The 15788-nt window shown below is 62.3% G+C and carries 16 protein-coding genes; 7 read left to right on the forward strand and 9 right to left on the reverse strand.

Translation table 11 applies throughout. From position 1 onward, the window contains the following. The first annotated feature begins 110 nt into the window (after positions 1-110). A complete protein-coding gene (locus B0B52_RS09095) occupies positions 111-1073 on the forward strand; it encodes a threo-3-hydroxy-L-aspartate ammonia-lyase (protein WP_077593560.1) in 963 nt (320 codons plus the stop codon). Between the two features lie 6 nt (positions 1074-1079). Here the strand turns inward: B0B52_RS09095 and ypfH are convergent, their stop codons facing one another. From ypfH to B0B52_RS09125, 6 genes are read right to left on the reverse strand one after another with little or no spacing between them, the layout of a single operon-like run. Beyond that, positions 1080-1742 (reverse strand): esterase, encoded by a 663-nt coding sequence (gene ypfH / locus B0B52_RS09100; RefSeq protein ID WP_077593317.1) that lies wholly within the window; start codon positions 1740-1742, stop codon positions 1080-1082. Between the two features lie 27 nt (positions 1743-1769). Continuing rightward, positions 1770-2417, reverse strand: coding sequence for an ABC transporter ATP-binding protein (locus B0B52_RS09105; protein ID WP_077593318.1), 648 nt, complete (start codon positions 2415-2417; stop codon positions 1770-1772). Beyond that, complete coding sequence (gene miaA / locus B0B52_RS09110; RefSeq protein WP_077593319.1) at positions 2414-3361, reverse strand: tRNA (adenosine(37)-N6)-dimethylallyltransferase MiaA; 948 nt, start codon at positions 3359-3361, stop codon at positions 2414-2416. Before miaA ends, B0B52_RS09105 begins: the two co-directional genes overlap by 4 nt. Next, positions 3358-4632, reverse strand: a complete 1275-nt coding sequence (locus tag B0B52_RS09115) for a multidrug effflux MFS transporter (protein WP_371327389.1) — start codon at positions 4630-4632, stop codon at positions 3358-3360. The genes miaA and B0B52_RS09115 overlap by 4 nt, the downstream gene beginning before the upstream one ends. A gap of 42 nt (positions 4633-4674) precedes the next feature. Then, on the reverse strand, positions 4675-5025 hold the full coding sequence (locus B0B52_RS09120) for a hypothetical protein (protein ID WP_139351877.1): 351 nt from the start codon (positions 5023-5025) through the stop codon (positions 4675-4677). A gap of 41 nt (positions 5026-5066) precedes the next feature. Next, on the reverse strand, positions 5067-6398 hold the full coding sequence (locus B0B52_RS09125; RefSeq protein ID WP_077593321.1) for an ammonium transporter: 1332 nt from the start codon (positions 6396-6398) through the stop codon (positions 5067-5069). A 213-nt stretch (positions 6399-6611) separates the two neighbouring features. Between B0B52_RS09125 and B0B52_RS09130 the strand changes: the two genes are divergently transcribed. The 4 genes from B0B52_RS09130 to B0B52_RS09145 all read left to right on the forward strand — a co-directional run bounded on the left by B0B52_RS09130 (position 6612) and on the right by B0B52_RS09145 (position 10130). Continuing rightward, a complete protein-coding gene (locus B0B52_RS09130; protein ID WP_077593322.1) occupies positions 6612-7211 on the forward strand; it encodes a TetR/AcrR family transcriptional regulator in 600 nt (199 codons plus the stop codon). A 232-nt stretch (positions 7212-7443) separates the two neighbouring features. Next, on the forward strand, positions 7444-8445 hold the full coding sequence (locus tag B0B52_RS09135; protein ID WP_077593323.1) for an NADP-dependent oxidoreductase: 1002 nt from the start codon (positions 7444-7446) through the stop codon (positions 8443-8445). Between the two features lie 85 nt (positions 8446-8530). Further along, the gene (locus tag B0B52_RS09140) at positions 8531-9235 is read left to right on the forward strand and encodes an SDR family oxidoreductase (protein ID WP_077593562.1); all 705 of its coding nucleotides are present in this window, start codon (positions 8531-8533) and stop codon (positions 9233-9235) included. 37 nt (positions 9236-9272) lie between these two features. Continuing rightward, positions 9273-10130 carry an alpha/beta fold hydrolase gene (locus tag B0B52_RS09145; protein ID WP_077593324.1) on the forward strand — a complete coding sequence of 286 codons (858 nt, stop codon included), beginning with the start codon at positions 9273-9275 and terminating at the stop codon, positions 10128-10130. Between the two features lie 45 nt (positions 10131-10175). On the opposite strand, the gene B0B52_RS09150 is transcribed toward B0B52_RS09145, so the two are convergent. Beyond that, positions 10176-11039, reverse strand: coding sequence for an alpha/beta hydrolase (locus B0B52_RS09150; protein WP_077593325.1), 864 nt, complete (start codon positions 11037-11039; stop codon positions 10176-10178). A 199-nt stretch (positions 11040-11238) separates the two neighbouring features. Here B0B52_RS09150 and B0B52_RS09155 point away from each other — a divergent pair, with 199 nt between their 5' ends. Further along, positions 11239-12417: a glycerophosphodiester phosphodiesterase gene (locus B0B52_RS09155; RefSeq protein WP_077593326.1), complete on the forward strand. Its 1179-nt coding sequence runs from the start codon at positions 11239-11241 to the stop codon at positions 12415-12417. A 123-nt stretch (positions 12418-12540) separates the two neighbouring features. On the opposite strand, the gene B0B52_RS09160 is transcribed toward B0B52_RS09155, so the two are convergent. Beyond that, entirely contained in the window at positions 12541-13155 is a 615-nt protein-coding gene (locus tag B0B52_RS09160) for a TetR/AcrR family transcriptional regulator (RefSeq protein ID WP_077593563.1), read from the reverse strand. A 93-nt stretch (positions 13156-13248) separates the two neighbouring features. Between B0B52_RS09160 and B0B52_RS09165 the strand changes: the two genes are divergently transcribed. Continuing rightward, positions 13249-13710 carry a nuclear transport factor 2 family protein gene (locus tag B0B52_RS09165; protein ID WP_077593327.1) on the forward strand — a complete coding sequence of 154 codons (462 nt, stop codon included), beginning with the start codon at positions 13249-13251 and terminating at the stop codon, positions 13708-13710. A 176-nt stretch (positions 13711-13886) separates the two neighbouring features. Here the strand turns inward: B0B52_RS09165 and mutL are convergent, their stop codons facing one another. Further along, a complete protein-coding gene (gene mutL, locus B0B52_RS09170) occupies positions 13887-15785 on the reverse strand; it encodes a DNA mismatch repair endonuclease MutL (RefSeq protein WP_077593328.1) in 1899 nt (632 codons plus the stop codon). Between the last annotated feature and the right edge of the window lie 3 nt (positions 15786-15788).

Here is a 15788-nt window from a genome sequence, read left to right on the forward strand (position 1 = left end):
ATCTGCCTTTCTGTTTCTGTCGGGAAAGCTCCTTGTCCTATAAGCTTGCAGTCTTCTGGCGGTCCCGATTTTTTTTTGATTTTTCCACCCGGAACGAAAGTTTGTTCACGATGCAACTCCCCACTTACGATGACGTCGTCGCCGCTGCCGCGCGGCTTGACGGCCATGCGCACCGCACACCCGTGCTGCGGTCCAGTACCGCTGACGCCCGCTGGGGCGCGAATTTCTTTTTCAAATGCGAAAACTTCCAGCGCATGGGGGCTTTCAAGTTTCGTGGTGCTTTCAACGCGTTGTCAAAGTTTGATTCCGCGCAGCGCAAGTCGGGCGCCATCGCGTTTTCTTCCGGCAACCACGCGCAGGCGGTGGCGTTGTCGGCACGCATGCTGGGCATGCCCGCGCTCATTGTGATGCCGCAGGACGCTCCTGCTGCCAAGCTGGCGGCCACGCGTGACTACGGTGCCGAAGTGGTGCTGTACGACCGCTTCACCGAAGACCGCGAGGCGCTGACCCTGCAGCTGGCAGCAGAACGCGGCATGACCCTGATTCCGCCGTATGACCACCCTGACGTGATTGCCGGCCAGGGCACGGCCGCGAAAGAGTTGATTGAGGAAATCGGCCCGTTGGATCGCCTGTATGTCTGCCTGGGCGGCGGCGGGTTGACCAGCGGCTCGGCACTTGCCGCCCGCGCGCTGTCGCCCGCGTGCAAGGTGTATGGCGTGGAGCCCGAAGCCGGCAACGACGGGCAGCAGTCGCTGCGCGCCGGGCGTATCGTGAGTATTCCTGTGCCCAAAACCATAGCCGACGGCGCGCAGACCCAGCAGCTGGGTAACTACACCTTTGGCATCATCCAGCGCGACGTGGACGACATCTTCACCGTGAGCGATGCGCAGCTGGTGGAGGCCATGCGCCTTTTTGCCGAGCGCATGAAGATGGTGGTGGAGCCGACAGGCTGCCTGGCTTTTGCCGGCGCTTGCGTTGACGCGGAAGCAATCAAAGGCGCGCGCGTTGGCGTGATCATCAGCGGTGGCAATGTCGACTTGCTGCGTTACGCCGAGCTGCTGTCTGGGCGCTGAATGGATTCAGGCCGAGCGCCAGAAGCGCAGCGGCACGCAGGTCTGCAGGCGGTGCACGGCTTGCGCCATCAGCGCCGGATGCAGCTCATGGCCCACGGTGGATGCAATGTCGCAGGTGGCGTCAGCGCCCAGTGCCATCAGTTCGGCATAGGCGCGCTGGGCCAGTTGTGCCGGTACCACCGTGTCAAGCTGGCCATGCAGCAGGTGGATGGTCGTAAGGCCAGGCGCCTTCTCGGGCCAGGCCGCGTAGCGCCCCGAAAAAGCCAGCACACGGCCGACCAGCCCGTCATGCTGGTCGCTGAGCGTCAGTGCGAGAGTTGCGCCCTGAGAAAAACCGGCCAGCGCCGTGTCGGACTGCAGAATCCCGAAGCGCTCCTGCTGCTGGCGAATGAATTCGGCCAGTGGCGGCACCGCCTTGGCCACCCGCTCCGGATGATTGGCATCGGTTAACTCGAAAGTCGGAAACCATTGACGCTCGGTCTTGCCGAGGTGGATGGATTCGATTCCCTCGGGCATCACGACGGCTGCTTCGGCAAACGAGTCTCCGATCAGGTTGGCCAGCTCCATCATGTCCATCGCCGAACCACCGGCGCCGTGCAGCAGAACAAACAACTGGCGCGGTGGGGTGGCGGGCAGCAATTCCAGGGTTTCGAAGGGGCTGGGATTCATGAAGGGTGATTTTCAGGCAGATGAAGGTCAGCTGCTGACGCCTTCGCTGCTGAGGTGCAGCACACGGTCGGCACGTGCCGCAGCAGTTTCCGAGTGAGTGACAAGCACCAGCGAGGCGCCGTGTTCGCGCGTTTGCGCCACCAGCGCGTCCATCACTTTTGCTGCAGTGCTCGGGTCCAGGTTGCCAGTGGGTTCGTCGGCCAGCAGCAGGCTGGGGCGGTGGATGAGGGCGCGCGCAATCGCCACGCGCTGCAACTGCCCGCCCGAGAGTTGTTGCGGCAGGCGTTCGCCCAGGCCTTCCAGGCCTACGGCGGCGAGCATGGCCTGCACCCGCGCGTCGTCGTGCTGGCCGAGCAGTAGCAGGGGCAGGGCAATGTTTTGAGCCACGTCCAGGTGCGGCAGGACATGGAAGGCCTGGAAGACGAAGCCGACTTTTTCGCGCCGCAGCAGTGCGCGCTGGTCGTCACTGAGGGTTCCCAGATCCACGCCGTCCAGGCTGACCGAACCCGCGTCCCAGTTGTCCAGCCCGGCCATGCAGTTGAGGAGCGTGGACTTGCCGACACCCGATTCGCCGACGATGGCGACAAACTCGCCGGGTGCGACGTCCAGGGAAACATTGCTGAACACCGCGGCCTCACCGTAGTGTTTGCCGAGATTGCGCACGCTGAGGCTCATGTAGCCCGACTCACGAGATCAAGCACCTGTTGCACGGCCGCGGGATCGTCGCATGCGACCACCTGCCGTTCAGGCATGGAGCGCAGCCAGGTGATCTGGCGCTTGGCCAGCTGGCGCGTGGCAAAAATGCCCTTGTCGCGCAGCTCGGCCATGGGGGATGTGCCCTCCAGTGCTTCCCAGGCCTGGCGGTAGCCGACGCAGCGCATGGACGGCAGATTGGCATGCAGGTCGCCGCGCGCGCGCAAAGCCTTCACTTCATCCAGAAAACCGGCAGCCAGCATGGCGTCAAAGCGCTGGGCGATGCGTTCATGCAACCATGCACGGTCTTGTGGTTCAAGGGAAATAAGGGTACCAGCCCTTATGGAACGGGCGTTAACAGCTACTTTTTCGATAGCATTTTTCTGATGGAAGAAAGACAGCGGCTGGCCGGTGAGCCGGAACACCTCCAGCGCGCGGGAGATGCGTTGCGAGTCGTTCGGCGCCAGTCGCGCTGCCGTTGTGGCATCCACCGCGGCCAGCTCGGCGTGCAGCGCGGGCCAGCCTTTATCGCCAGCTTCGGCCAGTAAGGCTGCGCGAATCACCGGGTCTGCCGGGGGCATGTCGTCGAGCCCGTCCAACAATGCCTTGAAATACAGCATGGTGCCGCCCACCAGCAGCGGCAGTTTGCCGCGCGCGCTGATCTCTTCGATCAGGTGCGTGGCATCGGCAGCAAACTCGGCCGCGCTGTAGGCCTGCAGCGGGTCGCGGATGTTGATCAGGTGGTGCGGCACGGCGGCCAGTTCGGCCGGTGTGGGTTTGGCCGTGCCGATGTCCATGCCGCGGTAGACCAGCGCGGAATCGACGCTGACGATTTCCACCAGGTGACGCTTGGCAATGGCGAACGCCGCCGCGGTCTTGCCCGACGCGGTCGGCCCCGCCAATCCGATCCAGCGCGCGGCGGTCATGGGCGTGCAGGCGCGGCCAGCACGGCCGGTTCGCCATGTCGCTGGACCAGCGTCCAGGCAACCAGGGAAATGCAGACACTCCAGAACAGCACCCCGTAGGCCAGCGGAAACACCGTGCCGTCCATGTGGCTGCCCAGCCAGCCGCCCATGGCAAAGGCGGCGATCATCATCAGAAAACCGTTCAGCGCCGAGGCCGCGCCCGCCGCGCCGGGAAAGGGGCTGACGGCACCGCTCTGGCTGCAGGGCTGGTGCACGCCGTGCGCAAATACAAACAGGTAATAGGGCAGCAGCAGGGCCCAGACGTTGTGGATGCCGGCCCAGGCCAGCGCGCTGATCAGCAGGCCGCCGCTGAGCGTGAGCACACCGGCCATCGCCACCGAGCGGCGCACGCCAAAGCGCGGCAGCAGGCGGCGGCACCAGAAGGTGCCCAGCACATAGACGAACGACATTGAAAACATCACCAGACCGTATTCGGTCTTGGACAGGCCCAGCACCTTGATGAAAACAAAAGACGAGGCAGCCAGAAAAGTGAACAGCCCGCCATAGGAAGCTGTGGACAGCGCCGAGAACGCGACGAAGGTCGGGTTGCGCACAATCGTCCACCAGGTGCGTACCAAGGTGCGCGGCTCCAGTGCACGCGGGTTTTTCAGCGTCAGGGTTTCTTCAAAGCGCAATGCAATCATGGCGAGCGCCACCGCCCCGAACACCGCCAGCGCCAGCAGCGCTGCGCGCCAGTTGAAAAGGTCCGAGAGCAGGCCACCCAGCGGCGCGCTCAGGCAGGCGATCACGCCCAGGCCGCTCAGGCCTCTGGACATGGCGCGCGCGGCAGCCACCGGTGTGTAGAGGTCGCGCACGATGGCCCGGGCACACATGACGGCCGCCCCCATGGCCGCGCCCTGCACGATGCGCCAGATGATCAGCAGTGCCATGGACGGTGCCAACGCCGCGCCTATGGCCGCCAGCACGTAGGCCCCCAGGCCGCAGAGCAGGATGGGCCGGCGGCCAAAACGGTCGGACAGCGGGCCCCAGAACAGCTGGGAAATGCCAAACGCCAGCAGCAGGCCGGTGAGCGTGAGCTGGGCCTGAGGCATCGGCGCACCGAAACCCTCGGTGAGCGCGGGCAGCGCTGGCAGGTACAGGTCGGTGGTGATGGGCTGGATGCCGAGCAGCAGGGTCAGCACCAGGACGATCAAGGGAGGTGACATGCCCGGGCCGGCGGCTTTGTGCGCGCCGGCAGCGCTGTTCAGGCGGTGCGAGAGGAAGCGGAACATCTGTCTGAGCGTATCAGACAAAGCAGCCGCGCAGACTCCCTCTTAACGTAAGCCCGAGCGGTACCGGGCGATGGCTTGCGCCCGCAGGTCGTCGCTGAGCTCGATTTCCTTTTCATGGGGAGCGCCAACCGCGGGTTGCGCGGGCTTGGCCGCGGAAGCTTTCTTGAGTACAGAAGCACTGCTGTTGCGCGGGCCCAGAACCTTGGTTTCCATGTATGCGGCGTAGGACCGCAGGCGTTCGTCCTTGCTTTTCAGCGCTTCCTGAACAACTTCCGTCGCGTAGGGAAGGTCGTGCAAAAACTGATGCACATCCAGTGATCGGCCGAACTCCCGCTTCATGGGAGTGACCATGCGCACCAAGTAACTCATCGTTTCGGAGTCTGGGGGATCCATGGCTAGCTGCATAAGTGTTGGATGGGTAGGCGACGCCAGGTTCACGCGCCGGAAATCATTTCACCGTGTTGCGCCAGATCCAGGCCCAACGCTTCTTCCTCGGCCGTCACGCGCAGCCCTGCAAGAGGCTTGACGACGAGCAGGATAATAAAGGTCATGGCGCCAGCGTAGAAGGTGACAGCCAGGGCGCCTGTGAGATTGGTCAGTATGGTCGCGGTGACGGGGGCGATTTCCTTGAGTGCAAATACCGGTGTGAGAACGGTTCCGATGAAGCCGCCCACGCCGTGCAATGCAAACACATCGAGAGAGTCGTCAATGCCCGTCAGGCGCTTGAACTGCGTCACGGCGATGAAACACAGCACGCCTGACACGGCGCCAATCACGGCGGCGCCTTGCGGCCCCACAAAGCCGGACGCCGGTGTCACTGCCACCAGGCCGGCGATGGCGCCCGTGGCCATGCCCAGGACACTGAATTTTCCGCGCTGTGTGAATTCGGCCAGACCCCAGGCAAAAGCGCCCACGCTCGCGGCCACTTGGGTTGCCAGCAGCGCACCTACCGCGCGGGAACTGGCCTCAAAGGCCGAGCCTGCGTTGAAGCCAAACCATCCGGCCCACAGCAATCCCGCGCCAATGATCGTGATCATCAGGTTGTGGGGCACCATGGGCTCTTTTCCGAAGCCCCGGCGTGGTCCGACAAACTTCGCGGCAACCAAGCCGCTGGCCCCGGCCGCAATATGCACAACTGTTCCGCCGGCATAGTCCATGTGGCCCATGGCCGCCAGCCAACCGGACGGTTGCCAGATCCAGTGCGCCACGGGGGCATAAACCAGCACGGTCCAGAAGCCTGCAAAAAAGATGGTTGCGCTCAGGCGCATGCGCTCAACGGTTGCGCCGATGATCAGGGCGAATGTGATCACGGCAAAAGCCAGCTGAAACAGGAAAAATGCGGATTCCGGAACTGTGGGCGCAGACGGATGGGCGCCGACTTTGGCGCCAATGAGGCCCTGGCTGAAAAGCCGGGTCAAGTCGCCCAGCAACGGCGTACCCGGCGTAAACGCCAGGGAGTAGCCAATGGCGACCCAGGTCAGGGTCACCACCGTGGTGGCTGCAAACACGTGCGCAACAATCGACAGGGCGTTTTTCGCGCGCATCATGCCGCTGTAAAAAAGCATGATGCCCGGCACTGTCATGAGCAGCACCAGCACGGTACACACCAGCATCCATGCGGTGTCACCGCTGCTGAAAGAGACGGGGGCAGCAGCAGGGGTCGCGGCGACTGTGCTCTGTGCCTGGACATAGGTGAAAGAAAGCAGTGCGACGGCTGCAGCGGGCAGACGCAGCCCGGACACTAGGCGTTTTGACAGGCAGATCATGGATGTCTCTCTTTGTCTTTCTTGTTGGGTCTGTGCGACTTTAAATTAAATAGTCTTACTTTGTTACAAGATTTTTGGCGTTTGGTATTAATTACCTGCCTTATTTTTGTTTTTCCCGGAATTTTTTCTGGACGTGCCTTCTGTGCAACAGGCGTAAAGACGTTGTGGTCTCACGCCGGGCGGGAACCCTTGCATGTTTTTATGAAATTATGTATGATGAACATCATGCGAAATACAAAACTCAACGCCAGAACAGCAGCCAAGGAGGCTTCCCACGAACGCATCGTGTCTGTCGCTGCGCGGGCAATCCGTCGTAGCGGTTACGACGGTACTGGCGTCGCCGACATCATGAAGGAGGCCGGCCTGACCCATGGCGCTTTTTACGCACACTTTCCCTCGCGTGAGGCCATGCTGGCAGAAGCAGCGACCCGGGCCTGCGCTGAAGCAGCCGCTTTGACGGCGGATGTTGTGGCCAGCGTACCTGCAGATCAAGCTTTGGCATCCATGCTTCGCGCCTATCTCTCGCCGGAGCACCTGAAACAGGTCGAAATGGGGTGTCCTCTGGCCGCGCTGGGCTCGGAGACGGCGCGCCAGGCGCCCGAAGTACGCCGTGTTACCACCCGTCATATCAAGGAAATGATTGATGCAATTGCTCGCCAGTCGCCTGACTGGGGGCAGCCTGGTGCCCACGAACGGGCGCTTGTGACCATTGCCACAATGGTCGGAACTTTGATGCTTGCCCGGGCGGTCGACGAGCCCGCACTGGCGACCAGCCTGTGTGAAGCGGCGTTGACGCAGCTAACCAAAACCTGATCTTTAAACACTATTCTTTTTGTTCGAATTTTAATATGACGATCATCATACAAATATCAACAAATCCCAACGTGTCGATCAACCGAAAACTTTTTGGAGGAAAACACACCATGAGCATCAAAAACATGATTGCCCTCGTAACCGGCGCCTTTGCGGGCATAGCCGAGACGAGTGCGGAGCAGCGTTCGAAGATCGGCGACAAGGCCTGGGTACGCCAGGAATAAGGAAAAAAATGAAAGCACTCACCTTCAAACGCTATGGAAAATCTCCCGATATCGGCTTCGCCGATGTTCCTCGCCCGGCGCTGGCGCCGGATGAACTGCTGGTTCAGGTCCACGCAGTGGGCGTCAACCCGATCGACAACATGATCCCGACCGGGCTCTTCAAAGCTGTCCTGCGATTCCAGCTTCCAGCTGTGATGGGCAGCGATCTGGCCGGTGTGGTGACGGAGGTCGGCAGCCGCGTGACCCGCTTCAAGCCAGGCGATGCCATCTTCGCCAACATCTTCGATCTTGGTACGGGCTCGATTGCCGAGTTCGCGGTGGTGCCAGAGGGCGTTGCCGCGCTGAAACCAGCCAATCTGGACTTTGTGCAGGCGGCATCAATCCCGATGGTCGGGCTCACCTCGTGGCAAGCGTTGAAGGAACGCATGAATCTTCGGGCTGGTCAGAAGGTGTTCATCCCGGCGGGTTCCGGCGGTGTTGGCACGTTTGCGATCCAGCTGGCCAAGCACCTTGGCGCGAAGGTGGGAACGACTACCAGCACGGGCAATGTCCAACTGGTGAGTAGCCTTGGCGCAGACGAGGTGGTCGACTACAAGAAGCAGGGGTTCGAGGAAGTCTTGCGCGGCTATGACGCTGTGCTTGGCACTGTGAGGGGTGACGCGATGGAGAAGTCTGTGGGCATCCTCAAGCCTGGCAGCACCATGGTCTCTCTGGTCGGACCGCTGGACGCAGCATTCGCTCGCGCCCGAGGGCTGAACTTCTTACTGACGTTCGTGTTCGGGTTGATGAGCCGCAAGATCATGCGCCTTGCGAAAAAGCGGGGAGTCACTTACTCATTTCTCTTTGCGCGCCCCGACGGCGATCAGCTCGCTGAAATCAGCGAACTCCTCAAGACCGAGCGCATTCGGCCGGTGATCGACAAGGTGTTTCCGTTCGAGCATGCAAAGGAAGCTCTTGAATACCTTGCCCAAGGGCGAGCCAAGGGCAAGGTTGTCATCAAGGTTCGATGAGTTATTCGCTTCAGCGCGGCTGCAGGCCTGAAAGCCTGAGCGCCGGCGGCTGAGTCGGTTGTTTTCCCTTTTTTTGGAGATTGTCATGAAGATTGAAAATTCTGTTGTCCTCGTCACGGGCGCCAATCGCGGCATTGGCCTGGCATTCGCGCGCGACTTGCTCGCCCGCGGTGCCCGCAAGGTCTATGCGGCCGCACGCGATCCCTCAACCATCACCCTTCCTGGCGTTCAAGCTCTGCGGCTCGACGTCAACAAGCCGGAAGACGTGGAAGCCGCTGCAGCGCTAGCCCCCGATGTCACGCTGGTGATCAACAACGCCGGTATTGCCCAGCCGGGAGGTTTTCTCGCAGCCGATAGCGAGGAGATTGCACGACGCATTTTCGAGACCAACTTTTTCGCTGTGCTGCGCATGAGCAAGGCCTTCGCACCCGTCCTCAAAGCCAACGACGGCGGCGCCTTGCTCAATGTCCTGTCGGTTGCTTCATGGATGAACGGCGGCGAGCTGGCCGCCTATTCGGCCAGCAAGTCCGCAGCCTGGTCGCTCACCAATGCCTTGCGCAGCGAACTGGCGGCGCAGAAAACGCAAGTGCTGGGGCTGCACATGGCCTACGTGGACACCGATCTCACACGCGGCTTCGACGTCCCAAAGTCCAGCCCTGAGGAAATCGTCAGGCGTGCGCTCGACGGGCTCGAAGCAGGCGTGGATGAAGTGCTGGCCGATGAAATCACCCTGCAAATCAAGCAAGGGATGACGGCGGCCAGGCCCAGCTACCTGCCGCAGACATCCTGAATCCGAAACCCCACAAATATCGAGAAGGTGAAGAGACATGAGCGCATCGCAAAACCCGACAGTCACCTGGAAAGATGTTCCCACGCGGACGGTCACCGCCAGTGGCGTAACGTTCGTCTACCGGGAACTTGGAGCAGACAAGCCCGGCACGCCGGTGATTTGCCTCATCCACCTGGCTGCCGTTCTGGACAACTGGGATCCCCGGGTCATCGACGGACTGGCTGCGAAGCATCGCGTGATCACCTTCGACAACCGGGGTGTTGGCGCGTCGAGTGGCGCGCCGGCAGCGTCCATCGAAGAGATGGCCGGCGACGCCATCACCTTCATCAAGGCCATGGGCCTCGATCAGGTGGACCTTTTCGGGTTCTCGATGGGCGGGATGATTGCGCAGGAGATTGCGCTGATGGAGCCGCAGCTTGTGCGCAGGATGGTCATCACCGGAACAGGCCCGGCCGGCGGCGAAGGCATCAGCAAGGTGGCCCGCGTGACCTACCTCGACATGATCCGAGGCTGGCTCACCTTCCAGGATCCGAAGCAGTTCCTCTTTTTTACCAGGACACCGGCAGGAATCCGCGCGGGGAAGGCGTTCCTGCTGCGTATCAAGGAACGTTCCGAAAACCGTGACAAGAAAATCACTGTGGCCGCGCTGCAGGCCCAGTTGAAAGCGCTGCGCCAGTGGGGCGAGAAGAAGCCTGCGGATCTGTCAAAGGTGCATCACCCCGTCCTCGTCGCGAACGGCGACAGTGACCGTATGGTCCCAAGCAAGAACACGCACGATCTGGCGCAGCGTCTTCCGAACAGCGAACTCATCATCTATCCCGATTCCGGACACGGCGCGGTGTTCCAGTTCCACGCCGACTTTGTGCCCAAGGCGCTAGAGTTTCTTTCACACTGATCGAGGCACAGGTGCGAAAGAGCGGAGAGCCGATGCGCTTCGGTATCAGGGCGCTGCGGATACTGCGAGACTGTTCAAGCTGAACAGCTGCGCCAGGGCCTGCCGGTACTGCGCCTGGCCGACAGAGTTGGTGTTGTGATGCGAGCCGCCTTCCACCAGCACAAAAAGCTTGGGCAGAACGGCCGCCTCGTACAGTTTGCGCCCCAGGTCGGGCAGGATCAGGCGGTCTTCACCGCCGTGCACCACCAGCAGGGGCGAGCCGATCTTGCTGACCTTGCGGGCCGCTTCGAAACGCTGGGTGATCAGCAGCGATACCGGCACCCAGCCCCATTTGGTGGTGCTGATGACGTCGGCAATGGAGGTGAAGGTGCCTTCCACAATCGTGCCGCGTTCGTCGGTGACTTCGGTGGCCAGGTGGATGGCAATCGGGCCGCCCAGCGAGTGGCCGAAAATGTAACGCGGCCGGTCGGGGTACTTTTTGGCGAGCCAGTCCCAGGCTGCGCGCGCATCTTCGTAGGCCGATTCTTCGGAAGGCAACGCCTGCGTGCTTTTGCCGAAACCGCGGTAGTCCACACCCAGCACGGAAAAGCCCAGCTCCTGCATGCGGCGCATGCGCGGTGCCGAGCCGGTCACGTTGAAACGGGCACCGTGCAGGTACAACAGGATGGGCGCCTTGGCCTCTTCGGCAGGATGCCACAGGCCATGCAGCCGGACATCGCCACCGGACATGCTCTTGAAGTCAATCCAGGCATCGTCCATGCCTTCGGCTGCCGCCAGCCCGCCGCTCCAGCTGCGGTCGCTGGGCTGGAAGATCCAGGCGCGTTGCCGCTCGTCGAGCGTGCTGCAGCCAGACAGGATGGCAAAACCAAGAGACAGGAGGAGGGCGGCAATCAGGGTCCAGCGTTTCATAGCAATGACTGAGTGGCAACGGATGTAAAAGTTCGCATCCTCAGGGGTTGCCCTCAGGAAGTCGGTTTTGGGACGTGTCCATTGAGTGAAACGCGCGCGCAGTTACCGTGGTTGAGAGGGTAAGCCCTTGCAACAGCGCTTCATCAAACCGTCATTTGTCTGCACCATAGTGGGACATTCAAATTCACGGAGGAAACGCATGTATCAATTACGCATCCTGGCGGCCGGGCTGGCTGCGGCTGGCATCCTGGGTCTGGCCGCCTGTGCCGGCGGTTCGCCAGCCGCTTCAGGGCGATATCCGACATTGGATGGCAAAGCGCCGCTGGTCATCGGACACCGCGGGGCCAGCGGCTATTTGCCGGAGCACACGCTGGAGTCGTACAAACGGGCGATCGAGCTGGGCGCCGACTTCATCGAGCCCGATGTGGTGGCCACCAAAGACGGCGAGCTGGTGGTGCGGCACGAGCCCAACATCACTGCAACCACTGACGTGTCCACACGCCCCGAATTTGCCAGCCGCAAAACCACGCGCATGGTCGACGGCATTGCCGAGACCGGCTGGTTCACCACTGATCTGACACTGGCCGAGCTCAAAACGCTGCGCGCCAAACAAGCCATGGCCGAGCGCGACCAGTCCCACAACGGCAAATACGCAATTCCAACCCTGCGCGAGGTGCTGGACCTTGCGCGCAGCGAAAGCGCGCGCACCGGGCGGACCATCGGTGTCTACCCCGAGACCAAACACCCGACCTACCACGTGAACGCAGGGCTGGCGCTGGAAGACCGGCTGCTGAAACTGCTGGCGGAGTACGGTTACACGTCAAAAAATTCGCCGGTCATCGTGCAGTCGTTTGAAGTGGGCAATCTCAAATACCTGCGCGGCAAGACGGCGGTACGCCTGGTGCAACTGATCGATGGTGATGGTGTCAATGCCCAGGGCAAGGTGACGCTGGCGCCACCTTCTGACAGGCCGTACGACTTCACCGTGGCCAGGGACAGCCGCACTTTTGCCGATCTGCTGACCCCCACAGGTCTGAAAGAGATCAAGACCTATGCCGACGGCATTGGGCCCTGGAAGGCCTACCTGCTGCCGGCGCGGCAGTTGGACGCCAACGGCGATGGCAAGCCTGACGACCTTACTGGTGACGGTGTCATCGATGAACGTGACCGTGTGCAGCTGCCGGCCACACCGGTGGTGAAAGACGCCCACGCGGCGGGCCTGTTTGTGCACCCCTTCACCTTCCGCAGCGAGGCCAAGCGGCTGGTGTCCGACTACCGCGGCGATGCGGCGGCGGAGTACAGGAAGTTTTATGAAATGGGTGTGGACGGCGTGTTCAGCGACTTTCCTGACACAGCCGTGAAGGCGCGCGACCGCTGACGATGGCGGTTGCAACGCTTGACTGCCATGCTGTGAAGAATTGCTATTAAAAATGTAGCTGTTGACGCCCGAAACCATTGGGCCAACGGCATATTTCGTTCTTGATTCAAGCCCCGTCAAGCTTTAGGCGCGTTTTGCCGTGCTTGACTTGCCGGGGCTCCCGAACTTGCTGTCGAGCAGCCAATGCGCCAGTTGGCGGCTAAGCACAGTGCCCGTAGGCACCGGAACCGGCAGGCTGTCAAACACCGCGTGAATGGACAGATGGGCCAGGCCATGCGCCAGGCTCCAGCCGGCCAGTGCCAGCGGCATGGCCTCTGACGGGCTGACGGTTTCGGCGGATTGCTGCAGTACAAAAAAAGCGCGATTCGCCGCTTGCTGCAGTCCAGGGTAGGACTCTTTGTGCGCCAGCAGCGGGCCAAACATCAGGCGAAAACGAGTGGGATGCTGCACCGCGAAAGCCACATAGGCTTCGCAGATGCCAATCAGTTGATCGCGCGGCGTGCTTCCACCCGCTGCCTGCATCGCGGCGGTCAGGCCGTCAAACCCGCGCTCGGCAATGGCAGCCAGCAGGGCCTCGCGGCTGCCGAAGTGGTGGTACGGCGCGCCATGGGAGACGCCGGCCTCCCGCGCCACCTCGCGCAGAGTCAGGGCTTCGGCGCCGCGCTCGGGCAGTAATTGCTCGGCGGCGTCGAGCAGGGCTTCGCGCAGGTTGCCGTGGTGGTAGGTTTTTGCGGTCATGGGCGTCATCTTGACATGAGAAAGTTTGGCTCTTACCATCGCCTCATCTTTCGCTTGTCTAGATTATGTTGCGTCCAGTCAAAAGGAGCTGTCATGTACCACTTCATCGTTCGCCAGAAACTCAGGCGCTCATTTGGCGACCTCAACGCGGGGCGCTACGCACCCATCGTCGCGCAGTTTGCCGGCCCGCATCGCCACCTCATGGTGGGCCGCCATGCGCTGTCCGGCGAGCGGCGCACCCCGGCGGCGACCGGCAGGTGGTATGCGCGGCTGCAGCGCCTGTTGCCCGGCCTTCGGTTTGAGCTGGAATCCGTCGCCGTCAGCGGCTGGCCCTGGGACACGCATGCGCTGGTGAGCTGGAAAGACAGCTTCACACTGCCCGATGGCTCGGTTGGCAACAACCAGGGCGTGCATGCGTTTCGCATTGCCTGGGGTAAGGTGCGCTCACTGGAGGTGCACTGCGATACCGACCGGCTGCACACCTACCTGGCACGCATCCAGACGCTGGGGCTGGAAGAAGCGGCCGCGCCGCCTATTACCGATGTGCCTGCCTGAAAGGGCAGGGTTTAAGGAAGCGCTGAACAAGCCCCCTGCGGCGTGCGATCAGCCGGGCTCGGGCGGTCTGCTGCGTTGAATTTCTTGCCAATAGTCAACTATTGGCTGCGAAATCCGCCTTGCATCCCATCCCGATCCGGCTGCCGCCCATCTGCCAGGACTTATTCAGCGCTCCCTTAACGCCCGCGCAGGAACAGGTTGTCCAGTTCCTTGATGGTGACCTGGCGCCAGGTCGGCCGGCCATGGTTGCACTGGTCGGAGCGCTCGGTGCCTTCCATCTGGCGCAGCAGGCCGTTCATCTCGTCGATGGTGAGCTTGCGGTTGGCGCGCACGGCGCCGTGGCACGCCATGGTGGAAAGCAACTCGTTCTGCGCGCGCTGGATCACGGTGCTGGCGTCGTGCTGCGCCAGTTCCGCCAGCACGCTGCGTGCCAGTTCCACTGCATCGCCTTGGGCCAGACTGGTCGGTACTGCACGCACGGCCAAAGTGCGCGGTGAAAACGGGGTGATCTCCAGGCCCAGCGCTTTCAAGGTGTCCACATGGGCTTCGGATGCGGCGACTTCTTGCGGCGTGGCCGCAAAGGTGGCTGGAATCAGCAGTGGCTGGCTGGCGATGCTGGCGTTGTCCATCTGGGTTTTCAGGCGCTCGTAAACAATGCGTTCGTGGGCGGCATGCATGTCGACAATCACCAGGCCCTGGGTGTTTTCGGCCAGGATGTAGATTCCCTGCAGCTGCGCCACGGCGCGGCCCAATGGCCAGTCGCCCGGGGGCAGGTTGTTTTCCACTTCCATGCTGGCGGGGCTTGCTTCACCCCCGGCTGCATAAGACCCTTCGACAAGCTCAGGGCGAACGGTGGAAACGCCGGTGGCTGGCGATGGCCACATGGCCTCGAAGTCAGAGACTTGCGGATTCTGACGGAACGACTGAGGCGCTCCGAAATTGATAGCTGGTTGCGCCCATGAAACAAGGGCAGGGGGGCGATTTGACTCAAGGATTTCCGTGGAAGCTCCGTTGGCAGCCGCCAGCGCTGCTGCAGCCCGTGGTGCTGCCAGGGCGTTTTCAACCGCATGGCGCACCGCCTGGTGCACTTCGCGGCTGTCACGAAAGCGTACTTCGATCTTGGTCGGATGAACGTTGACGTCCACCCGTGTTGGATCCATGGTGACGTAAAGCGCATACACCGGCTGGCGGTGGCCGTGCAGCACGTCTTCGTAAGCGCTGCGCGCGGCGTGGGTCAGCACCTTGTCGCGCACGTAGCGCCCGTTGACATAGGCAAACTGCTGGTCGGCGCGTGATCGCGCCGCGTCGGGAATGCCCGCGCGCCCGGTGACCCGCACCGAGCCCGCGCTGTAATCAACCGCGATGCTTTGCCCCAGCAGCTCGCTGCCCAGCACGTCGGCCAGGCGCTGCTCGTGGGCGGCATCGTCCGTACAGGCGCGCCACTGTTCGACCAGCTTGCCTTCGTGCCAGATCGCAAAACCGACATCGGGCCGCACCAGCGCGTGGCGCCGCACGGCCTCGATGCAGTGCGCCAGCTCGGTGGCGTCGGTTTTCAGAAACTTGCGGCGTGCCGGTGTGGCGTAAAACAGCTCGCGCACTTCCACCGTGGTGCCCCGGGTGCGTGCGGCCGGTGTCAGTTCACCGGAGCGGCCGTCCAGCTGCCAGGCATGGGCGTCGCCCGCGCCGTCCGCGGTACGGGAGAGCAGGCTCATGTCGGCAATTGAATTGATGGCGGCCAGCGCTTCACCGCGAAAACCCATGGTGCCGACGGCTTCGAGGTCCTGTAGCGAGGCGATCTTGCTGGTGGCGTGGCGCCTGAGCGCAATGGCCAATTCCTCGCGTGGAATGCCCTGGCCGTCGTCCTCAACAGAGATCAAGCGCACACCGCCGGCCAGCAAGCGAACGGTGATTTGTTGTGCACCGGCGTCCAGTGCGTTGTCCACCAGTTCCCGCACCACAGAGGCCGGGCGTTCCACGACTTCACCGGCGGCAATCTGGCTGACGAGTTCGTCGGGCAGCTCGCGGATGGGGCGGCGAAGAGAGGATGCGGCAGAAAGGGGGGAGGCAGGCGTCACAGG

Source organism: Polaromonas sp. A23, from assembly GCF_002001015.1.
Classification (GTDB): domain Bacteria; phylum Pseudomonadota; class Gammaproteobacteria; order Burkholderiales; family Burkholderiaceae_C; genus Polaromonas.

Coding starts and splice junctions, on each gene's coding strand:
- B0B52_RS09135 (WP_077593323.1), top strand. CDS start 7,444: ATGAAAGCACTCACCTTCAAACGCTATGGAAAATCTCCCGATATCGGC.
- B0B52_RS09140 (WP_077593562.1), top strand. CDS start 8,531: ATGAAGATTGAAAATTCTGTTGTCCTCGTCACGGGCGCCAATCGCGGC.
- ypfH (WP_077593317.1), bottom strand. CDS start 1,742: ATGAATCCCAGCCCCTTCGAAACCCTGGAATTGCTGCCCGCCACCCCA.
- B0B52_RS09105 (WP_077593318.1), bottom strand. CDS start 2,417: ATGAGCCTCAGCGTGCGCAATCTCGGCAAACACTACGGTGAGGCCGCG.
- B0B52_RS09165 (WP_077593327.1), top strand. CDS start 13,249: ATGTACCACTTCATCGTTCGCCAGAAACTCAGGCGCTCATTTGGCGAC.
- B0B52_RS09150 (WP_077593325.1), bottom strand. CDS start 11,039: ATGAAACGCTGGACCCTGATTGCCGCCCTCCTCCTGTCTCTTGGTTTT.
- B0B52_RS09120 (WP_139351877.1), bottom strand. CDS start 5,025: ATGGATCCCCCAGACTCCGAAACGATGAGTTACTTGGTGCGCATGGTC.
- B0B52_RS09115 (WP_371327389.1), bottom strand. CDS start 4,632: ATGTTCCGCTTCCTCTCGCACCGCCTGAACAGCGCTGCCGGCGCGCAC.
- B0B52_RS09160 (WP_077593563.1), bottom strand. CDS start 13,155: ATGACCGCAAAAACCTACCACCACGGCAACCTGCGCGAAGCCCTGCTC.
- B0B52_RS09130 (WP_077593322.1), top strand. CDS start 6,612: ATGATGAACATCATGCGAAATACAAAACTCAACGCCAGAACAGCAGCC.
- miaA (WP_077593319.1), bottom strand. CDS start 3,361: ATGACCGCCGCGCGCTGGATCGGATTGGCGGGGCCGACCGCGTCGGGC.
- B0B52_RS09145 (WP_077593324.1), top strand. CDS start 9,273: ATGAGCGCATCGCAAAACCCGACAGTCACCTGGAAAGATGTTCCCACG.
- B0B52_RS09155 (WP_077593326.1), top strand. CDS start 11,239: ATGTATCAATTACGCATCCTGGCGGCCGGGCTGGCTGCGGCTGGCATC.
- B0B52_RS09125 (WP_077593321.1), bottom strand. CDS start 6,398: ATGATCTGCCTGTCAAAACGCCTAGTGTCCGGGCTGCGTCTGCCCGCT.
- B0B52_RS09095 (WP_077593560.1), top strand. CDS start 111: ATGCAACTCCCCACTTACGATGACGTCGTCGCCGCTGCCGCGCGGCTT.